Annotated in this window: 21 protein-coding genes; 10 read left to right on the top strand and 11 right to left on the bottom strand. The window is 58.0% G+C overall.

Features of this window, described 5'->3' with window-relative positions; all coding sequences use genetic code 11:
• Window positions 1–142 precede the first annotated feature (142 nt).
• The 6 genes from J6525_RS04335 (at window position 143) to J6525_RS04360 (ending at window position 6345) form a co-directional block, all read left to right on the top strand.
• Complete coding sequence (locus tag J6525_RS04335) at window positions 143–1441, top strand: MFS transporter (protein ID WP_057021337.1); 1299 nt, start codon at window positions 143–145, stop codon at window positions 1439–1441.
• Window positions 1442–1779: 338 nt separating this feature from the next.
• Window positions 1780–2070 (top strand): hypothetical protein, encoded by a 291-nt coding sequence (locus J6525_RS04340; RefSeq protein WP_225642321.1) that lies wholly within the window; start codon window positions 1780–1782, stop codon window positions 2068–2070.
• 128 nt (window positions 2071–2198) lie between these two features.
• Window positions 2199–3236, top strand: a complete 1038-nt coding sequence (locus tag J6525_RS04345; RefSeq protein ID WP_225642323.1) for an AbiJ-NTD4 domain-containing protein — start codon at window positions 2199–2201, stop codon at window positions 3234–3236.
• A gap of 76 nt (window positions 3237–3312) precedes the next feature.
• A complete protein-coding gene (locus J6525_RS04350; RefSeq protein WP_225642325.1) occupies window positions 3313–4236 on the top strand; it encodes a hypothetical protein in 924 nt (307 codons plus the stop codon).
• Between the two features lie 112 nt (window positions 4237–4348).
• A complete protein-coding gene (locus J6525_RS04355; RefSeq protein WP_225642327.1) occupies window positions 4349–4873 on the top strand; it encodes a hypothetical protein in 525 nt (174 codons plus the stop codon).
• A 41-nt stretch (window positions 4874–4914) separates the two neighbouring features.
• Window positions 4915–6345 carry a HEPN domain-containing protein gene (locus tag J6525_RS04360; RefSeq protein ID WP_225642329.1) on the top strand — a complete coding sequence of 477 codons (1431 nt, stop codon included), beginning with the start codon at window positions 4915–4917 and terminating at the stop codon, window positions 6343–6345.
• 243 nt (window positions 6346–6588) lie between these two features.
• Here the strand turns inward: J6525_RS04360 and J6525_RS04370 are convergent, their stop codons facing one another.
• A complete protein-coding gene (locus J6525_RS04370) occupies window positions 6589–6780 on the bottom strand; it encodes a hypothetical protein (protein ID WP_225642331.1) in 192 nt (63 codons plus the stop codon).
• 971 nt (window positions 6781–7751) lie between these two features.
• Window positions 7752–7937 (bottom strand): hypothetical protein, encoded by a 186-nt coding sequence (locus tag J6525_RS04375; RefSeq protein ID WP_225642333.1) that lies wholly within the window; start codon window positions 7935–7937, stop codon window positions 7752–7754.
• Between the two features lie 67 nt (window positions 7938–8004).
• Between J6525_RS04375 and ligD the strand changes: the two genes are divergently transcribed.
• Together ligD and J6525_RS04385 are read left to right on the top strand one after the other, a co-directional pair.
• Complete coding sequence (ligD, locus tag J6525_RS04380; protein ID WP_225642335.1) at window positions 8005–8910, top strand: non-homologous end-joining DNA ligase; 906 nt, start codon at window positions 8005–8007, stop codon at window positions 8908–8910.
• Window positions 8911–8999: 89 nt separating this feature from the next.
• Complete coding sequence (locus J6525_RS04385) at window positions 9000–9194, top strand: DUF3606 domain-containing protein (RefSeq protein WP_225642337.1); 195 nt, start codon at window positions 9000–9002, stop codon at window positions 9192–9194.
• Between the two features lie 214 nt (window positions 9195–9408).
• Here the strand turns inward: J6525_RS04385 and J6525_RS04390 are convergent, their stop codons facing one another.
• On the bottom strand, window positions 9409–9624 hold the full coding sequence (locus tag J6525_RS04390; protein WP_225642339.1) for a hypothetical protein: 216 nt from the start codon (window positions 9622–9624) through the stop codon (window positions 9409–9411).
• A gap of 201 nt (window positions 9625–9825) precedes the next feature.
• Between J6525_RS04390 and J6525_RS04395 the strand changes: the two genes are divergently transcribed.
• Complete coding sequence (locus J6525_RS04395) at window positions 9826–11616, top strand: adenylate/guanylate cyclase domain-containing protein (RefSeq protein ID WP_225642341.1); 1791 nt, start codon at window positions 9826–9828, stop codon at window positions 11614–11616.
• Window positions 11617–11712: 96 nt separating this feature from the next.
• Here J6525_RS04395 and J6525_RS04400 read toward each other — a convergent pair whose 3' ends face one another.
• The 3 genes from J6525_RS04400 to J6525_RS04410 are packed head-to-tail and all read right to left on the bottom strand — an operon-like array spanning window position 11713 to window position 13689.
• A complete protein-coding gene (locus J6525_RS04400) occupies window positions 11713–12546 on the bottom strand; it encodes an ATP-dependent metallopeptidase FtsH/Yme1/Tma family protein (RefSeq protein WP_225642343.1) in 834 nt (277 codons plus the stop codon).
• Window positions 12539–12745: a hypothetical protein gene (locus tag J6525_RS04405; RefSeq protein ID WP_225642345.1), complete on the bottom strand. Its 207-nt coding sequence runs from the start codon at window positions 12743–12745 to the stop codon at window positions 12539–12541. The genes J6525_RS04400 and J6525_RS04405 overlap by 8 nt, the downstream gene beginning before the upstream one ends.
• On the bottom strand, window positions 12742–13689 hold the full coding sequence (locus J6525_RS04410) for a hypothetical protein (protein ID WP_225642347.1): 948 nt from the start codon (window positions 13687–13689) through the stop codon (window positions 12742–12744). The genes J6525_RS04405 and J6525_RS04410 overlap by 4 nt, the downstream gene beginning before the upstream one ends.
• Before the next feature lie 235 nt (window positions 13690–13924).
• Here J6525_RS04410 and J6525_RS04415 point away from each other — a divergent pair, with 235 nt between their 5' ends.
• On the top strand, window positions 13925–14908 hold the full coding sequence (locus J6525_RS04415) for a restriction endonuclease (protein ID WP_225642349.1): 984 nt from the start codon (window positions 13925–13927) through the stop codon (window positions 14906–14908).
• 41 nt (window positions 14909–14949) lie between these two features.
• Here the strand turns inward: J6525_RS04415 and J6525_RS04420 are convergent, their stop codons facing one another.
• The 5 genes from J6525_RS04420 to J6525_RS04440 form a co-directional block, all read right to left on the bottom strand.
• Window positions 14950–15312 carry a hypothetical protein gene (locus J6525_RS04420; protein ID WP_225642351.1) on the bottom strand — a complete coding sequence of 121 codons (363 nt, stop codon included), beginning with the start codon at window positions 15310–15312 and terminating at the stop codon, window positions 14950–14952.
• Window positions 15313–15510: 198 nt separating this feature from the next.
• The gene (locus J6525_RS04425; protein ID WP_225642353.1) at window positions 15511–16197 is read right to left on the bottom strand and encodes a helix-turn-helix domain-containing protein; all 687 of its coding nucleotides are present in this window, start codon (window positions 16195–16197) and stop codon (window positions 15511–15513) included.
• Between the two features lie 250 nt (window positions 16198–16447).
• Window positions 16448–18628, bottom strand: a complete 2181-nt coding sequence (locus tag J6525_RS04430) for an AAA family ATPase (RefSeq protein WP_225642355.1) — start codon at window positions 18626–18628, stop codon at window positions 16448–16450.
• A 31-nt stretch (window positions 18629–18659) separates the two neighbouring features.
• Window positions 18660–18908: a hypothetical protein gene (locus J6525_RS04435; protein WP_225642357.1), complete on the bottom strand. Its 249-nt coding sequence runs from the start codon at window positions 18906–18908 to the stop codon at window positions 18660–18662.
• A gap of 150 nt (window positions 18909–19058) precedes the next feature.
• Window positions 19059–20258 carry a tyrosine-type recombinase/integrase gene (locus J6525_RS04440; protein ID WP_225642359.1) on the bottom strand — a complete coding sequence of 400 codons (1200 nt, stop codon included), beginning with the start codon at window positions 20256–20258 and terminating at the stop codon, window positions 19059–19061.
• Window positions 20259–20496: the final 238 nt, after the last annotated feature.

Consider the following 20496-nt stretch of genomic DNA (forward strand, 5'->3'; position numbering starts at 1 on the left):
TAAAAGATCATGCTCAAACTAAAGACCTAGAAGTGGCAAACGCGGCTTTGCCCAGCCTGCGACATCGCGATAGATTGGCGGTCCGCGCACCTCCGGCCGCGGATCGCAAACAGCCGGTGAAAGATTTCTCCGGGGAACGCGCATGAGCACGGCCGAATCCAAGTCGATGGAAGTCGCAGAGATCGAGGACACCAGCCTCCTCGCCTTCTATCGCGACATGAACCTGCAGGAGCGGCGCACGTTCTGGGCCTGCGCGTCGGGCTGGACGCTCGACGGCATGGATTTCATGATCTATCCGCTCGTGATCGGCACCATCATCACGCTGTGGAAGGTCGACCCCGGCACGGCAGGCCTCGCGGGCACGGTGACGCTGCTGGCCTCGGCCGTCGGCGGCTGGCTCGGCGGCTATCTGTCCGACCGGATCGGGCGGGTGAAGACGCTGCAGCTCACCATCATCTGGTTCTCGTTCTTCTCGCTGGTCTGCGCATTGGTGCAGAATTTCGATCAGCTCCTGATCGCCCGCGCGCTGCTCGGGCTCGGCTTCGGCGGCGAATGGGCGGCCGGCGCCGTGCTGATCGGCGAAGCGATCCGCCCGCAATACCGCGGACGCGCGGTCGGCTCGGTGCAGTCGGGCTGGGCGGTCGGCTGGGGCCTTGCGGTGCTGGCGCAGGCGATCCTGTTCTCGGTGCTGCCGGCGGAGAACGCCTGGCGCTGGATGTTCGTGATCGGCGCGCTGCCGGCGCTGCTCGTGTTCTATCTGCGCCGCTACGTCACCGAGCCGGAAATCTCCGCCGCGACCATGGCGCAGGCGCAGGCCTCGGGCAGCGGCCCTGCCGCGTTGTGGGAGATCTTCCACGGACCGATCCTGAAGACCACGCTGCTGGCCTCCCTGGTCGGCACCGGCATGCAGGGCGGCTATTACGCCATCACCTTCTGGGTACCGCGCTTCCTCACCACCGAGCGCAAGCTCTCGGTGGTCGGCTCGACCGGTTATCTCGCGACGCTGATCATCGGCTCCTTCATCGGTTATCTCGTTGGCGCCTGGCTCGCCGACCGGATCGGCCGGCGCAATCTGTTCCTGATCTTCTCGATCGGCGCGATCGCAGTGGTGCTGCTCTACACCCAGCTGCCGCTGTCCAACGAGGTGCTGTGGGTGCTGGGCTTCCCGCTCGGCTTCTTTGCCTCGGGCTATTTCTCCGGCATGGGCGCATTCCTGACCGAACTGTATCCGACCCGGCTGCGTGGCTCCGGCCAGGGCTTCTGCTACAATTTCGGCCGCGGCATCGGCGCGCTGTTCCCGTTCCTGGTCGGCGCGCTGTCGACCACGACCACGCTCGCCAACGCGATCGCGATCTTCGCGGTGGCGGCCTACGGCGTGTTCTTCATTGCCGCCTACGCGCTGCCGGAAACCCGCGGGCGTGTGCTGCATGCGGATGGCTGAGATTGAGTAACGATCGTCGGACTTGCGCCGCTTCGCCTCTCCCCTTGTGGGAGAGGTGCGCGCCGTTCGCAAGCCAGTTTTATAGTATGAAATCAATTACTTGTGTCAAATTTCCAAATGCGGTGTCCCTAGAGTGTCTCGAACAGCTTCGGCGGTTCCGTCTGTGTCAGCATGGCTGCCAACTACCGAAGCCTCGGAGTAAGGCCCCACGCCCGGGATGCAATCTGGGCGTTGCGGCAGGCTGTGAATAGCCGGGAGAGAAGCCACCATCCCGCGATTTACCACCCTGCATTGTGTCACCGTGAGTACTCCCGATTCGCAAGAAAGGAGTGCGCCACATGGCACTGAGTGAAGGAGAGATCGCTACTGTAAAAGGAATGCTGCTTCGTGGAGATCGACAGCACGACATCGCCGCCTATTTCGGCGTGAACGGTGGCCGCATTGCCGAAATCAGCACCAGCCAGACAGGAAGTAGCGTCGCACCGGCAGCGACAGACGATTTGCCACCCGCTGGTCCGTACATGGCTGGCCGTTCAGCTCTCCGCGCACGCGATACGTTGATCGCCTTGCGCGATCTCATCCAGGACGCAATCAACGATATTGATCTCTACGAAAAGCCGAAAGAGTGAAACCCTTTGCTGATGTTTGCGCGATGGCGGCCGATCTGACGTAGGTACCAAAAACCTGCGGTGAAGGATGCTCGTGGCCTTCCGCGTGTAGACCATTCCGTTGGCTAGAAAATTTGGGGTTCTGCGCGGTGCTGACCGACATTTTTGCCGAGCGTTACAAGCTGACGCCTTTGTGGACCAAGTTCACCGAGACTGAGCGACGGCTTTTGGTTCAGACGTACCGATTGTTCTCCGAGCAAGCCTGCCCATTTAGCGAAGACAATAAGACGTTGTGGTTCGACCTTCAGAGCAGACTATCAATGGAGTTAGGGCAAGCCTCGCTTTCGCCACTGACCTACAACTTCATGGGAACGTGGAACGGCCAACCACACCACTATCATGGATCATGGGAGATGAACCACGTTTGCGAAACGTGGTTCTTGAGCGACTTTGGGGGGAATGTCTCCGCCGACAGATTTGTGAAAGAACGCGTGAGCTTTATTGAGCTTGCTTTTCGACTCGTGGAAGAGCGTATTGCCACCAACAATGCCAATCTACCCGCAGCGATAAAGCAAGCGGAAGACTTCTTTGGCACCAGAGCCACTCGCAGTGGAAAGCCTCGCTTCCCCGGAAATTATGCCGACAGTATTCGAGTGAAGAACGAGAAAACGAATAAAGACTTCCATCAAGCCGTGATGGAATTGAATGCTCGGTTGCGGCAAGCCGAATGCAATCTCCACTACCACAACGGCTTCGTTCAACGTGCAGGCGATGATCGGATGCAAGCGGAGATTGATACGCCATTCTGGGAACTTGTATCTGCCTCCAAATGGAAGAACGTCGATACCGATATCAAGGAGGCTATTGATCTGCGCGACACCGACGGGCGCGACCCGGCCTTCTATGCTGCCCGATCCTTGGAAAGCACTATCAAGATTATCTCGAGCGAAAAACAGCTGACCACTGGCAGGGAGAAAGGTGCTCACCACTACATCGACAACCTGATGAGCGCAAAACTCATTGAGGTCTGGGAGATGGAGGCGCTGAAGCATTTCTTTACGAAGGTCCGCAATCCGTTTGGACACGGTCCCGGGTCCGCACCCATGCCGAGGCTAACCGATCACCAGACCAATTGGGCAATCGAGAACTCCATGATCTGGATCAAGAGTCTTATTCGTAGGGTGTAACGGCTGATCGGGCACGCCGCGAGAATGGTGATTTAGGCGATTGCTCGGGGCTTAGAACTTCGGGATGTACGGGAAAATGAGCGCTGATGACATGGCTATGAAGCCTTCCTTTGTCGAGAAGTTCATCGGCTTCGTGGACATTCTAGGCTTCAAAAATATGGTGCTGGAAGCGGAGAAAGGTCACGGCCTTCCGCTCGAAGTAATCCTGAGTGCCACCAACGACCTTGGATCAGATGAAATTCGAGACCGATATCGACGGCGCGGACCCTCGATCTGTCCACAGTCCGCCAAGATTGCGCCAGACGTAGATTTTCAGATCACGCAGCTATCGGACAGCGTTCTCGTCTCTACAGAGATTTCACCGGCCGGCGTAATAAGTCTGGTCGAACATTGCTGGCAGGCATGCTTCTCGTTACTCGCGAAAGGCATCCTGTGCCGTGGATCAATCGGACGTGGCCCCATTTTTCACAGCGGCAACCAGTTTGTTGGGTCGGGTTACCAAACCGCCATTGAACGCGAGAAAGGTGTGTCGATCTTCAAGATCGATACGAAGGAAGCGTCCACGCCATTTATTGAAGTCGATGGCGCGGTGGTGCGTTATGTTGCCGAGCACGGTGACGCTTGTGTCAAGAAGATGTTTGAGAGAATGGTGGCGTCCGACGGGAACTTGACAGCGATCTTCCCATTCAAGCGGTTAAACCAGAGATTTCTGATCAACGATCAATTCGATGCGGACAAGCAGATCGGCTCCTTGAACAACATTCGAAGCTGGATCAGGGAATTGAAAACAAAGATCGCGCCGCTGATCGATCAAAACAATCCATCGGCAGTTGCAAAAGGCGCACACTATTTTCGAATGCTCGATGCTCAACTTATCGAGTGCGACAAAACCGAAGAGCGCATTGAAGCGTGGAGGCGAGCGCTGGCGCGAGGCACGAAACTTACCGATCCTCGCGTTGGCATACCCGGAAAGGTGCCTCGCCGACCCCCGTCCGCCTGATAGCGTGCGTGTACGCGAGTGTAGGAGAACCGTCCACACACCAATCCACAAACCGTGCCGGACGCCCAAGTCCGCCAGGAGTCATTCTTAGCTTCTATGATTGGTGAGACCAATGAATAACGACAAACTTGTCAAATCAATACGCCATCACTATGCGATCAGCGCGGTCGGGCCGTCGGTCGCTCGCAACATGATACGAAAGGGCGACATCGAGCGCATCAGGACCTTCCTTGACCGGCTCAGCCTCGGACGCTTCAGTAACCCGGCGACTTTCCATCGGGTTCTTAATCGCGCGACCGCCTCACTTGCAAGGCTCCTTCCGCAAGATCGTTGGGGCGCTGCACGCAAGTTTCTAAACATCTATCTCCGAAACGTAACCTACAACTATTACCTCAGGCGCGCTTATGGCCTCCATCGCATCGAGCGCCTTCTCGAAATACCGATGGATAGCTTTGCCGCCAAACAACTTCGAAAGCGCCGTGAAGGTCGCGAGCTACCGCGGTGGAAAGGCGTCATTCATCTTACGCGCGAAGACAGCGCACGCTATCAAGAAGTCGCGGCGCGCGTTGCTGAGCGAGAGCTGATCCACCGCATACATCTCGACGTGTTGTTTTGGCGTGCTTCCGAGAAGGCTTGACACGGTCGGGATATGCGAAAGCTCTAGGGCTGGTGCTTCAGATGACTATTTTACAAGAACGCGGTCGCTTTTGGTGGCACGAGCAAGCCGTGCCCGCTGGCCAATTTGCCCCCGAAGCCTCCGTGACTGGGCTCATCACAATCGACCCCAACGGACGAACGGACCTCGAACTCGATGGTCAACTGCCTGGACAGGGAAGCCCGTTTGACAAAGTGTTCATCGGTCATGGCACATCAGTTCCCGGCAAATATATTCAAGGAGTGCTTACATCGACCGGGCAGCATGTATTGCTAGCCGATATCATACACAACGGCGGTGGATTTCATTCGCACGGACCGTGGAGGCAAAATTTCATCGCGTTTGATGCTCTTGTTGGATCAGAAGCATTCGCAACTGCCCTGTCACCGGTCATTCATTCGCTGAAGATCGATCTTGAGATACTTGCTGGTTGGCTGGAACTTGGCTCGATATCATTTGAGCGCGACGGGCAGAATGTTTTCGCGCGCTACGAACGGCCGAAGAGCGCGACTTACGAACTTGGAGACGAAACGCTAAGCGTAGTCTTTGACCTGGTCGGCCCTTTTGGGCCCTTCGAACACTTCAAGCGCCACGAACTCTCGCTGCGCGAGCGTGCATCACTCAAATTCAAATCGCTGCTGCCAAAGCAACTCGAAGAGCAGCAAGAAATCTACTGCCGTATTGGCGACCTCTTCATCCTCCTTACGGGATCGGAGCTAATCCTTGATTGGCCGAAGGTATCGCTCGATGGGTTGAGCAATGAATATTCATGGTATTTTTGGCGCGAGAACCATGCCACTAAGCCCATCAAGCGAGACGAATGCTGGACGAGGTTTCCTGAACTTCAGCAGGATTTCGGTTCGATCTGGCGCAAGTGGACCGCCCTTCAAGAGGAAGTTGGCGCTGGTGCGTATCTATATCTAGGTACACGGCGCGGCAAGAAGCTGTACTCCGAACATCAGTTCGTCAATTTGATATGGGGTATCGAGGCGTTTCACCGAAAGCGCAATGCTGACGTTCCTTCGGAAGCTCTAGCGAAAAAGATCGCCAGGATACTCGCAAGGATCGACGACCCTGCGGACAACAAGTGGCTCCGTCGCAGGCTACGCTATGCGCATGAGCCCTCTCTTGGCGACCGGATCGCGAGCATCATTGGTAACTTGCCAATAGGATTTGACACGGCCTCAGTTAAGCGTTTCGCGAACGAATGTGCCGACAAGCGAAATGCCGTCTCACACTTCGGAGCCAACAAAGATGATGGCTCATACAGCGACTTCGTAGGTAGACTGCAACAGCTCAGCGAGGCTCTGGCGACGCTGTATCACTATCTGCTCTTGTATGAGATCGGCGTGAGCGCGCAGGTACTGAACGGGACACTGTTCGAGGGGCGTCGCTCGCACGCTATCAAGAGAAATTTCCACGAAGTTGGGCTGACAAGAGACGCCAACATCTAGGAGCAGAGCGCCACCAAATTAGGAAGCACATTCCTTCCTGGTCGGACCCGGATGCTGTAAGGCCGATTAAAACAAGCTCGCGATTGCCCAGAGCGGCTTCGGCGTATTGATCGATGGCAACCTGGATCGCCTGAACGTGGTGATAGCACCAACCTTCGCGGGTTGAGAGCTGGCGAACTTCGTTTAGCGCTCTGACAAACGGCGGCGGATTTTCCCAATCATCGAACCACTGCGGACGCTCGCTCACCATGACCGACCTCCCAGAACTTTGCCCTTCGGCTTCGGCAGCGCAGCCTTCATCCGGTCTCGGTCAGCACAGAGGGCGTCGATCTTGTCGAGCATCCGTTGCAACAGCGCTTCAGCCGAGCCGGTCGGGATGCCGGCTCTCTGGAGCTGAAGGATTTCCTTGCGCTGGCGGCTGACTTGCACGCGCATGCGCTCGATCTCCGAACGGACGAATTCGAGTGTGGGCATATTTTGCTTCTGGAACTGACGATGAGCCTCTATAAGAACAAAACAAGAACGATGAGTCAAGACAGCAAAATGGAGAGGTCCTGCCGAGTGGGCGCGCGCATGTCCGCTTCCGAAGGCAAAGCCGTCGCGTGATCCCGCGCCACGGTCGTCGCCTTGTGACCCGAAGCTGACCAAATCGTGCGCTCAGCATTGGGACGGCGCCTTTAGAGCGCGTGGACTGCCGTTGCTACGCCTATGTTCTTGTCCGGTTGATTGCACACAAAACTGACCGGCGTTCGCAATAAAGGATTAGTAGCAAATACTCGCAGAGCGTGCATCATTGCCTCGTCTGTGCTAAGGCTCAGACGCTGCGGGGACAATTTCGATTTCGACCGCGCGCCTCGCAAGTGAGCGAACAATGTTGTTGTTCTTGGCAATTATCCTGATCGCGCTCGCAGTGGGTCTCCATCACAACGTTGTCGGTGAAATTCGTCCTCGTCTGCCTGGATCATTGCAAGACAGTCTTTATGCTTCAGCAGCGCTCTACGATTTGGTCTGGAAGCCATCGGTCCCAAGGCGCACAGTAAGGAAATTTGCTGCATCATTGTTGTGCGGTTCAGCTGGACTCGCCTGCATTGCACTTTTCATTTTCATGCAAGGATCATTTGTCGGAGCTGCTCTGTTTGCCGCGATCTGCATTTTGAGCATCAGCTACACGACTTTCAGTCTTTACAAACATCGTTCGCGATTACTAGGCGTCTCGGACGTATAGGATCATCGGTTAGCCGAGCATATCTGTATTTCCGGAAATGGGAGGGCTAACGTACACGATCCCCAACACGAGACGGCGTCCGCTTGTGGGCCCAAAGCGTACGTTCGCTTGTGCATCTTCGATGTCCGCCTTTGAGGACAACCCCGGACCAACCCGCGCTTGCTTTGACAGAAGGTCCTGCTCAGCCGCGCTCGTTGCCAGAAGCTCGCTGTCCGCCGATTGACATAGGCGTCACAGCGTTGGCAGTAACCGGCCCCTCGTACCGCGCGGCAAGAGCAAGCAGCCGCCGCTTAATAAACGGATCATCTGCGCGTTCAGCAAGATCGCGGATCAAAATGGCCCGCTGCTTATTAAATTCATTGTCCAACATGGATCACCAGTAAAGCTGCATTATACTGGCGCGTCATTGTCTCATGTTAGTTTTGAGTTTGAGTATGGTTAAGCGTATTAAAGCGGTCGAAATGCCCGGCTTTATCAAGCCGCAACTCGCCATGCTCCGGAGCAAAGCGCCCAAGACCGGCTACCTCCACGAGATTAAATACGATGGCTATCGGGTTCAGCTTCACCTGAGCCAAGGGAGAGCCAAAGCATACACGCGCAACGGGCTCGATTGGACCAAGCGGTTTGCAGTCATCGCCAGGGCTTTCGACATTCCCGGCCAGGCTATCATCGACGGCGAAGTCGTCGTCTTACATGAAGGCCGAACCAACTTCAGCGAACTGCAAGCCGACCTTGCAAGAGGGAGACAGGATCGGTTGCTGTACTACGCCTTCGATCTTCTGTGGCTGGATGGACAAGACCTGCGGAGGCTACCGCAGATCGAACGCAAATCAATATTGCGCGGCTTATTCGACGCGTACGCGCTCCAACCTCCGCTGTTGTACAGCGAGCATCTTGAAGGCGACGGACACGAGTTGTTCGAGCACGCGGCCAAGCTGAAGTACGAAGGCATTGTATCGAAGAAATCCGACGCGCCTTACCGCTCGGATCGCAATGACGGCTGGCTGAAGGTAAAAGCCGTTCAACGCGAGAAATTCCCGGTGATCGGCTTCGTAAAGGACCCGACAGGTGTGGCCGCGCTGTATCTCGGCAAGCAGGAAGGTCGCGAGCTGGTCTACATGGGCAAAGTCGGCACCGGCTGGTCCCGCACGATCTCCAGCCAAATCCGTAAGCAGCTCGACACGGTTGTCAGTCCGAAGTCCAAGCTGACCAAGCCGATCAGGAAGCCGAAGGCAACATGGGTTGAGCCGAAGTTCTACGCGGACGTTGAGTACCGGGACATCACGTCGGAAGGGCTTCTGCGGGCTAGTTCGTTCAAAGGTCTGTCAAGGCGCCAGTAGGAACTAGCATCATAGCGGCGACGTTACTGCCATGACGGTCGCATTTGAACCCTGATCATTTCGGTCGCATCTATTTTAAGGACGAGGCTATGCCGGACAATCTAACCAATCGCGTGCAGCCTGACCGCTCGAAGATCAACATGCACGAGCCGTACGAGGTGAAGCATTGGACCCAAGCACTTGGTGTTTCGAAGGATGAGCTTCATAAGGCCGTCGATAAAGTCGGCAACTCCGCTGCGGCGGTCCGCAAGGAATTGGGCCTTCCTGACAAAGCTCAAGAATGACAAAACCCAACTGTCCAATCTGCTTCGGCCTTGGCTGGGTCTGCGAGAACCATCCGCACTTGCCTTGGACGGCAGAGGCAGGTGGCTGTCAGTGCGGCGCGGGCATGCCTTGCGAATGCAATCGCGCGGATGGGATTGATGAGCCTGATGTGAGCAAGGTCATTGACCGGCCGGAATAAATGCCGCTCGGCAAAACTCGTTTAATGATTTGAAGCTATCGACGAGCTAGGAACGCACCAAGCAAGAACGCGACAGCAAGCGATTGAAGTGGAGCTGCCCGGGTCGCTTCAGTCAAATAATGCAGCCACCGATCATGCTGCGGCAAATGTTGCAACGCGTCGTCTTCGGCCATCCGCCGGATTGCTTCTGACGCCCGGTCTATTCGCTGCTCGGGTGTAGCGGTAGGCGTACCAGAGCTTTCGTCGGTCATCTGGTAAGTCTCCTTGCGTAGGTCACACACCAAACGGGCTTCTTGCTTGAGCGCTAACGCCCGGTAAATACCGACTGTTCCTAGAGTTGCACGGCCAGCTCGGGCCGATAGCTGATCGGCAGCCTCGCAGGCATCGTCGTCAGGGCCGTTGGCGGGGCGGCTCGTCCGTCGTACAATCGAGCGTCCTTGGGATCGCGGGCCATGGTGCAGGAGAAGCCAGGTCGGATGGAGCGCAGGCTATCGGCGATATTGGCCGCCGACGTAGCTGGCTATTCGCGCCTCATGCACAGCGACGAAGAGGCGACGCATGAAAAATTGGCGAGTCTTCTTGCCGACGGCGTCGCGCCTGCGATCTCAGAGCACGGTGGCCGTATCGTGAAGAACACCGGAGACGGGTTCTTGGCAGAGTTTCCAAGCGCCGTTGAAGCGGTGCGAGCTGCATTGCTGTTTCAATCCCGTATCCACGAACTTACAGCGGGGGATGCGGAAGATAGGCGGATTGCCTTCCGCGTGGGCATTAACATCGGCGACGTAATCGTCGAGCCTCACGACATCTTCGGCGACGGCGTCAACATTGCTGCGCGTCTTGAAAGCATCTCAGAGCCGGGCGGCATTTGCATCTCGTCTTCCGCCTATGATCAGGTCCAAGGAAAAGTCCGCGTTGAATTCATCGACCTCGGTGAGCAAAACCTCAAAAACATTGCCCGACCGGTCCGAGCGTACGCAGCCGTTCTGGATGCGCACAGTCCGAAGGCGCCGCGTGACGCGATCAGATCGCGTGTTTTATCGCCACCGCGCCTTTCAATCATTGTACTGCCTTTCGCCAATCTTAGCGGCGATCCGGAGCAGGACTATTTCGCGGACGGCGTAACCGAGAACCTAACCACCGATCTATCGCGCATTGGCGGATCGTTCGTTATCGGCCGACACACAGCATTCACCTACAAGAATAAAGCACTCGACCTCAGGAAGATTGGCCGCGAGTTGAAAGTCCGGTACGTCCTCGAAGGCTCCGTGCAACGTAGCGGTAGCCGCGTTCGCGTAAACGTAAAGCTAGTTGACGCTGAAACGAGCAATCATCTGTGGGCTGACCGCTTCGACAAGTCTGTAGCCGATTTGTTCGACATGCAGGACGAGATCGTATCAAGGCTCGCGAACGCAATAAGCGCACAACTCGTTGTGGCGGAGGCACGGCGGGCGGAGCGCTCGCCGCATCCGGATGCAACGGATCTAATCTTTCAGGGCCGCGCTTGCTTTTACAAGGGGCCGACGCCCAAGCGTATGGCACAGGCGCGCGACCTTTTCGAGCGTGCGCTAGCGATTAACCAGCGAAGTGTGGGAGCACTGCTTGGCTTGGCAAGCGTTGATCTAGCTGCTGGAGCCGCCCTACTAACTGACGACAGAGCCACGCGCCTACTGGCAGCCGAAGCATCTGCAATTAAGGCGCTTGCACTGGCGCCCGAATATGCGGAATCGCATTTAGCATTAGGTTTGGCTTATGTTCTCACAAATCGCGCACTCCCTGGCATTGCCGAATGTCAGCAAGCGCTGTTGCTCAACCGTAATCTGGCTGATGCTCATACGGCTATAGGTCTGGGCAAGCTGTTTTCCGGGCAAGCTGGCGACACAGAAGGCCATATACTGGAAGCGCTTCGGCTGTCGCCGCGTGACCTGAGCGTGTATTGGTGGACCTATTGCGTAGGTAGAGCCAAAGTTCAACTCAGCGCAGATGCTGAAGCCGCAATCTGGCTTCGACGAAGCATCGAAAGCAATCGGAACTTTTCCCTCGCCCATTTTGTGTTGGCCGCCGCTTTCGCGTTGATGGACGTTAAAGCTGAGGCGCTGAACGCCGCAAAGGCCGGCCTTGCAATCGATCCGAGCTTTACCATCCGGCGCATGCTCGCGGGCTCATCGAGCGATGATCCCGCATACATCGCGGGGCGGGAACGATTACTCAAAGGTATGCGGCTGGCCGGTGTTCCTGAGGGCTAATGAGATATAAAAGGCCCCGCACTTTACGCACGGGGCCTTTCGAGACCATCAGGCGCAGGTACGTCCGCCACGCCTTTCGATCAAGCCTATCGCTGACTAAACCACCCGATCATAAGCCGGCCGGGACAGCGACAGGGCACTAGTGCGTTCACATTCTGCGCGAAACCGGCTCGCCGCCAACTCGCGCTCACGCCACTCAGCCCGACGGCGACGCTCAACCGCCAGCGCCTTCTGTGCCTCCATATCGCGAATGATCTGGTCGATCTCTGCGCCATCCAACGTTCGCTTGATGCGCAGAATAACGGACAACGACATCAAGACATAGCCGTAAGGCATCAGCAAATCCCGCGCCGCCAAATCGCAATGCGCGATGAAGGCATCAATCGCCTCTTCGCTGGAGCAAATCAACATAGCCAACTCGCGCGCCTGGCGGAGATCATCCGTAGGCACGACAGGCTCTTCATCGAGCAGCATGCGTTCCGCCGCACGACCGGCCATGAACTCGATGCACTTCGAGTAAACATTGCCGAACACATCTGCAACCGGACGACGATCCTCGCCCGCTTGCGGCATGACCGAACAGAGCGCATCCCGAACGTGAGACGCATCGCCGCCGCCCTGCGCGAACGCCTCTTCGTGTCCGACGCCCCAGCACAAGCCTTCGAAGCCGCGAACCGGGTCCGGGTTAACGGTCACACCGCCGACCGCGTGGCCCAGCACACGCGCGCAGACCGCGTGTCCCGCTTCGTGAATGGCGATCCGAACATCTTCGTCGAATGTACGACCAAACGACGCGAGCAAACGGTCGTAATCATCCAGTTCAGCGTCGGGACCGCTGCCGTGGCCAGGTTCAAGCCCAGCCTCGACAGCGGCCGCCACCTTGCCGAGAAAAGCTTCTGATCCTTTCTCAGCCGGCACTTCGTCAGACATAACCAAGAACCTTCTTGTGTCGCGCCAGCATGCGCGCGCGAATGACCGCAACAGCGCTGTTGCCAATCGGCGGCATTGCGCGGGCGATCATCGCGGCGACAGCGGGCGGGATGCGGCTGTCGTTTTCGGGATCGACGACCCAGCCGTCGATCCGCGTGACAATCTCATGAGGCTTCCAGCCAGGCGGTGCGGGCTTCATGTGCGCGGCACCGCAATCTCAACGGTGTACGCTTCAGCGCTACGGTCGATGACGGTGAAGTTAGCTTCGCGCAGCACCGGATCGGGTTCGATCTGCGGCACCGTCTTGTTGGCAGCATCAAGGTCAACGACATCAGGCGCATTAGGGCTGAAATCGCCACCACGCACGCCACGAAGCTGAGCGCGGCGCGGATCGGTCACGGGCGCGGCAAGACGTTCGCGAAGGGCGCGCTGAGCGGTCGCCAGCGGCAGGATCGCGTCCTCATATTGGCCTGCGAACTTCTTGTGGCCTTCGCAGTCGAGATAGTGCGCGCTGCGCAGCATGAAGACGGTCTGCGTCTCCGGTTTCGGGTCGGCCACAGCTTCGGACGTAGTGACGGGTTCGCCCGGTATAGCGTGATGACCCTCGCGGATCGCTTTAGAGATGCCTTTCAGGTCCGGCAGCGCGAAATTCGCGGCGACTTCGATCTCGCTCATGGCGTTCTGGACATAGCGCGCTATCTGGCCGCTCTCGAAATGGTGGTGGCCGATCTCGGCCAAGGCCTCTGCAAGCGCGCGCGAATGCTGAAGATAGCCCGGCAGCGCCGCTTCGACGGAGGCGATCTGCTTAGCCAGCTTGTCCGCTGCCGCCGTGCGCTTAATGCCTTCGCGCTCGGCGGCAAGCTGGCGCTCAGCCTCTGTCTTCTGTTGCGCCAGGACGGCGAGCGCATCGTCGATGCCGGCCAAGTCCGAAGCCGCCGTAGCGGCGGCAGCCTGCACGTTGTTGAGCGCGTGCTGGTCGTCAAGGTCGGCTGACAGAAGCGCGTGCTGGCGAGCCTTAACAGCCATATTCAACGTCGTCTGCGCCGCCACGCGCTTGGCGGACAGCTGCTCGCCGCGCTTGGACAGCGAAGCGATGGTGGTTTCGAGTTGCGGAGTCTGAGTTTTGCGAAATAGATTTTTCATACGGCCAGTCTACTGGTTTGCACCTGATTTGCGTAGAAGCGGGGCGTGGGACCCGCCACAGCCGGAGCTTGTTCCCGTGGCGGGTCCCACATTTTGTTCGTTTTTTCGACCGCGCACGACGAGATATGGCGCGTACTCGCTGAACTCGCCTAAGCGTAAGCGACTGGCGTCTCGACCAATGGTTCTGGCGTTGCGGCGCCGCCCGCTGTATCGGTGAGCTATGGGACACATATTCATGCTGGCATCGTCATTTGCCGTGCAACTGAGTGAGGATGCAGGCGAGCGCTCTGGTCTCGCGCTGGACAGGCAGCAGCTTGTCGAGCACCTCACCGACGGTCATTTCTTTCAGACCGCTTTCGCTGGCGATGACCATTTAATGCGCGTCGCGAGCGACGAGTACGCAGACGCGGTGGGCGATCTATTGTTCGCGGTGGGAGCAGCCGCCGAGCCGGGAATGCCTACGCTTGGGCAGCGGCTTATGAAGAGGCTGGGGCCCGAATGGAGGTCGAGGTTCAGCATCGACGAGATGCTCGAAACCGAAGCGGTCGCGCTTCATCACCTCAGACAGAGGAACGAGACGGGCAAACTTGATCGCGCAGCCCTCAACTCCGACCTCGAAAACGCTATCGGAGGTCGCCGCAATGTTATCATGGATGACCTCCTAGCCGCCATGGAAGTCGAGTTGGCGCAGTCACCATACTTCACGCGTCATACGACTAGTTCGATTGCCCTAACCGCCCTGTTTGAAAGCGAACAGCTCCCGATCGCGGGATCCGGCTTCTTCGATCAACGCTTTGCCAATTACTTATCGGGAAAGCCAGAACTCTTGCAAGAGATACACTGGCGTCAGTTCGAAGGGCTCACCGCAGAGTGGTTGGCGAGAAGTGGCTACAAAGTAGAACTCGGACCCGGTCGCGACGATGGCAGCGTTGACGTGCGCGCCTGGAAAAACGATGTCGAGCCTGGCACGCCTCCTGTCCTAATCGTGCAATGCAAGCGGGAGAAGCGCAAGGTCGGCAAAGTCGTCGTAAAAGCGCTGTGGGCCGACGTGCACGATGAGAGGGCAGACGCCGGTCTAATAGTTACCACGAACGATATCAGCCCCGGAGCCGCCAAAGTTATTGAGGCCCGAGCTTACCCCGTAACGGTTGCGAACCGTAACGAGGTGATGCGATGGCTGGCGGCCATGCGGAAACCTGCTGCGGGGATCTGCCTGTAGGCGAAGTTATCGCGAAGCGTACCCACCTGTACTGCGCGCATTCAGTGGACCGCCCGGCTCAGTTCCCGAGCCTGTGACCAAATCGGCCAGTGTTGCTTCAGCCGGTTCTCAGCTTTCACGCGCTCTGGCCTTCCACCCTGATGGCGCTCCAGATAGTTCAGCAGTCGAGCCGTCCCGATCAGCCAAGTCGCGCCTTTGCAGCCGAGGGGCTGCCCTTTGTCGGTCGCATCCTTGTTCCAACGATAGATGGTCTCATCAGACACGTCACAAATGTACGCCGCTTGACGCACTAGCAACACGCCGCCGTTGGCGATCTCATCGATCACGTCACCGGTCGGCAGCTGCCAGCCCAATTCTGCAAGAATTTGCAGGTGCATTTCGATTATGCGATTGCGGTCAAACACTCAGCCACTCCCTGTCTTTCTGCGCACAGACTGTGCGGCCTAATAACAACCCTAGGAAAATAGTCATCGCTAGCTGGATAGAGCGCGCGAGCGCAACCCGCATTGGCGGGGCCCTTCCCAAGGACCCGACCAATTGCCGCAAGGCTCTTAGCGATTTGTGCCGTCATTAACGATGTCTCTTCTCTTTTCGTGATTTGATCAGTGACCGCCGAGGTCTTGGGCCGCTCGCTGAAGCCGCATTGCCGCCATTTCTAGCGCGCGCACAACGCAGTCGTGATCCTCATCGTCGATCTCGTTTGTCGCGCGCCACGACATCACTCGCGTGCAATAATTCTCGGTGTACTGCATCAGCTCGATATGGAAGGCACCAGCTTGCTCAATCTCCTTCGGATCGATCTTCGACGGCTCGGCCATAGACCGCGAAGCTATCGCCAGCTGCTCGGGCATCTTTCGCGCCTTGCCATCCTTGCCGACGCGTTTTTCAACTGGCTCATCTTGCGCCAGTTGGTCACGCGCACGGCGGATCGTGTCCTTGCTAACGCCGACCGTTTCCGCAATCGCGCGGTCGGACATCGCAGGATTGATTTCAATTGCTGCCTTGGCGACAGCACTCTTCGGCACGTGACGCATGAGCTGTTCCAGCTCCTTACGCGTGCGGTCGAAGTGATCTTTCGCGAACCTCCACCATTCCCGCCCGTCGTTCTCGACGCGCAGGCGCAGCGCAGTCAGCATGTCACCAGCTTCAGCGCGATGGATCTTCGCTTCATTCTGGTTCTGGTCCGCCAGACGCAGCTTGATGTTGATCGCCTTCACGACGTCATCGAGCGGCGCGCACTCATGCCGCGAGACGACCTGCTTTAACGCGATGATACTTGCGATTGCCATTTTCATTCTCCAATGATTGATTTGTGGGGACCACGCTACATTGTTCGAGGACCTAGCCTGATCCGAAATGACCGGGTGCGCGGATCACATTGTTTCTGCAATTCCCCTTGGTCTCACACTCCACCGCCTCTCTATAGAGAGGCGGATGTGAGTGAGATTGTGAGACCAGATCAGGCGATCTCACAGCTCCCCGATGTGAGACGTTGTGAGGGTCTGTGAGATTGTGAGATCGGGGAAGTGGCGCCACCAACTAGAACACCGGCCACACAAAATCTTCCCAGATCGAGATTTTGCTGAGTCCTTGCAGCTTTACGCAGATGCGCTGAAACTCTTGGTGCGGATTGCCTTCCGAGTTGATGATCCCGCGAGCCGCGAGCCGCTTACGCCAGGTTGCGCGAGTGACACCATTCACCGCCGGGACATGCACGTTGTTAGGGCGCGGCGCGGTCTCACCATCGTTGATACAGTTGAACAGCTCATTCAGCGCAGCACGGTGCTTGTCCGACAGTTTGGTCTCGCCCGTTTCGGGGCCGGATACCTCCTGTTTCGCGATGATCGCCACAGTCTCGACTTCGCCATCATCGTCAACGTTACCGGTTTCGGCCGCTTCCAGAAGGAACTGGGCGATCACGCGCTCGGGCTGATCGTTGGCATCGGTTACCTTGGCCGTCTTGGTCGCGTCATCGCCGGTGATCTGGATCATGAGATCAACATCGCCCAAGTGGGCATTGCTACCGCGCGCGCCCTTCGTGGGATCCTTGCCAGTGTGGCCGACACAGGTGATATGCACGTCAATCCGTTCCTGCACGCGACGCAGGTTGGCGGCGACACGGTTCTGGTCCTTGGCTAGATTTTCGTCGCCGCCACCGGCCGCGACGCCTTTCGAGTGGGTATCGATCACAATAAGGCCGACGGAGCGCGCAAGGCGCTGCTCGGCATCACGCACCGTGGCGACCATGATATCAACGCACTGCGGATTGAGGAGATCGATCACCTTGCCCGCGAAAGCAATGGGCAGGTCCTTGTAGCCGTCGCGACGCTCGTACGCGTTCAGTCGCCGGCCATAGAGATCGGCGCGCTCAAGCGCAAAGATCACAACGCCACAGGCTTCGTTAGCGGCATGCCCACGCCAATCCTGGCCAGCCGCGCAGTGGATCGCGATCTCGGTCATCAGTGCCGATTTGGCGCGCTTGGGCGGGGCGATCAGGGCCGAAATTTCCCCCTTATTGATGAAACCCTTCAAGATCGGACGCTTCTTGGTCTTGCTGCCGCGATCACCGAAATAGGAGAGGGGGAGCGCCGCGGTGTTGCGCTTCACTTCCGATTTCGGCTCGGTGACGGCAGCTTCAACAGTGGCCTCGTCGGGCGAGCGGGTGCGCGGTCGGACCCAGCCATGCTGGGCCGCCATCTTGAAGATCGTGCCCGCGCCGATGCGCTTCGGCGGGCTCTTGGAGAGAACCTTCCACTTGCGCCACGTATCTCGCGCATCGTACTTGCCGGACTTGCGCGACCACTTGTCGAAGGCTGCAAACGCGATAGCGTGACCATTGGTGGCGCGCCATGCGGCCATGCCGACGCGGTTCCAATCGCCCCAATCCTCATCGTTGTTCGGGATGAACTCCAGCGCGGCTGCGATTAGCTCCGGGTCAGCTTCAAGCTCAAAATCACCCGCGTGGTCCGCGAAAGGGTCAATGTCGGTCACCGGTTCCTTCGCACGGCCACCGGCGGGATGCAGCGTGCACAACGTCGCCACCGAATAGGAAGGCGCATCGCGCTTCACATGCAACGTCGTCGTCTCCGCAATGTATCCTTTCGCGCGTTTGCTGGCTTTGGGGTAATTGATCGTTCCAGCAAGGCGCAGCACGCGCGACGGATTTGTCACGTCGTCGCTGCCCAACAGATCTTTCAGCGCAGAATTGGTCGCCTTAAGCTCGTCACCGCTGATGATCGGCTCGGCGTTCATGAAGTAGAGATGGGCGCGCTGGTGCGGCGCGGTGCCGGTCACCACCATTAGCGCCGGTTGCAGTTCCTCAGCCTTCAGGATCGCTGCGATGCGCTCCTGGTCGCCTGCGTTGTCATATTCACACCACGAGTAGCGCGTTGCCTTGAAATGCTCATCGCTTGCACGTCCTGACTTCGGCTTCTCGCCATGGCGCAACGCTGCGCCGACGTAGACGTTATGACCGCCCCGGTTCGTCTCGGCCGCAAATTTGGCGGCATTTTTCAAGTCGAATGCCGAGAACGTGCGCGCCTTGTTCAAGCCGTCCTCCGGACGGCCGTAGGCAATCTCGATCCAGGCGTCAGGAAACCGATGAGCAAAGTCAGGCGCAAACAATGCGTACAGGTGGTCGGAGATCGTGCCCTCGTCGGGCGCGATCTCCGGGTCCGCGGCAGGCACGCCCACCTTCACGGCCAAAGAAGAACCGTACATCTTGCTATTCCCAATGAGTGATGCGTGGCGGTTACGGGGCGATGTCCGCCAGCGACGCCTGCTCACGCGCACGACGCCACGCAGCCGCTGCCTCGCGCGAGATCAACACGCGAGCGCCCACATTGAACGTCACGGGCATCAAGCCCTGCGGTTTCAGCTTATAGAAGAGCTGCGGGCTGATACGATGGCGTGCGCAGAACTCGTCAACGCTGTAGGCGTCGGCATCGATCTGCGCTTTGGGTTGGGTCGGCTTACGGTTGGGATCGTCGGGCGGTGCCATTCTCTTTTCTCCGTGTCCATGTCGGTACATCGGAGCTAGCTGGCATCATTGTGGACAGGTTTGTGAAGATGGTTACCAACACCTATTTGAATTACAAACACCAAGTTACCAACATCGCGACCGAAAATGCCCCGCAATGGTTGATGTTCGTCATGACGCCAACCGTTGAGATGAGATCGCGTCGATCAGCTGACGCGCGTCTCCAAGGTCGATCATCGCCTCGCGCGTGATATGCTCGCTCAGATCGCCAATGATGTACCGCGAATAGTTTTTCTCGATCATCGCGACGGACGTATCATGGTGCGCGGCGACGACGCGCGTCGGTACACCTTTCAGCAATTGCCGGGCAATCGACGAATGCCGAAGCGCGTATGGCGTCACCTCTGGGCCCAGACCGAGCTTCTTGGCAAGAGGATGAAAACGGCCTGCCAACTTCGGGATGCGGTCAATCAGCCGATCATGCGGGACCTTGCCTATGGCCTGCTGCCGCAGCAACTTTGCCAAGCGCGACGAGATCGGCAGCGGACGTTGTTCAATCTTGCGGCTCTTGCCCTTGCGGCTGCTTGGCATCATGAGCCTAGCTGCGACGGCATTGCTGTCTTGCAGATCATCGACGAGCAACCGCAGCACTTGGCTTTCACGCGCGCCTGTCTCGGCGAGAGTGTCGATCAGAACACCGAAGCTATGATCTACGTCGTAGGAGCCGCGCACCAGAGCGGCAACGGTTTGATCCTGCAAGATGACATTGCGGGCGGTCTCGCTGTCGGGCAGCTTCTTCAAGCCGATCTTCCATGCGGCTGCATTAGTGATGCGTTTGTCGTTGCTTGCTGCCAGTGTCAGTGCCGCCTTCAGTGAGCGAGCGATGCGGTCGGCGCTGGAACGCTTCAGGCCATGCTTGATGAGGCCAGCGCGCCAGTCGCGCAGCTCGCGATCCGTGAGCAAAGCAACAGCCTTATTCGCCAGCGCGCCCAAGTGACGGCGGACGCCGGTCGCGTTGTACTTGCTGCCGTCGCGGGTCTCCAGATCGGTCTCATAGGCGTCCAGCGCCTCCGCGACGCTGACCGGCTGTTCGGTATTGCCTTCACCGGCACGCGCCAGCTTCTTCGCGTGTTCCAGCGCCTGCCAATACGTCATCACGCTGGTGCCGTTGGCATCCTCGTGATCATCGGCAAGCGAGAACCGTTTGAGCCAGCCGCTGCACTTCACTGACCATGTGCCAGCGCCAGCATTGCGGCGATACGCAAGGAAGATGCCCGGCGCGATCAACGCAGTGTACGGCTTCTTGCGCGGGGCGAGCTTCAGACGGTTGGTGCGGTTTTCGAGCGGGACAGAACGTGTACGGCGGGCCATGGCTCTCCTCAGTGTCCCACGAAGTGTCCCGAATATGGGAGTAGAGACTCATGAAGAGCAGTTTAGTTGAGTGGCATGTTTATTAGCAAATACAATCGGTTAGACGGTCTGCTGGACGCCATGCGGGTCCATGCACACCTACGTATTCTCCCCTTGTGGGAGAGGCCGGATTGCATCGAAGATGCGATCCGGGTGGGGGGTTGCGGTCTTTCCATGCAGTATGCCGTGCGGAGAGATA

Source organism: Bradyrhizobium australafricanum, assembly GCF_020329495.1.
GTDB lineage: Bacteria > Pseudomonadota > Alphaproteobacteria > Rhizobiales > Xanthobacteraceae > Bradyrhizobium > Bradyrhizobium australafricanum.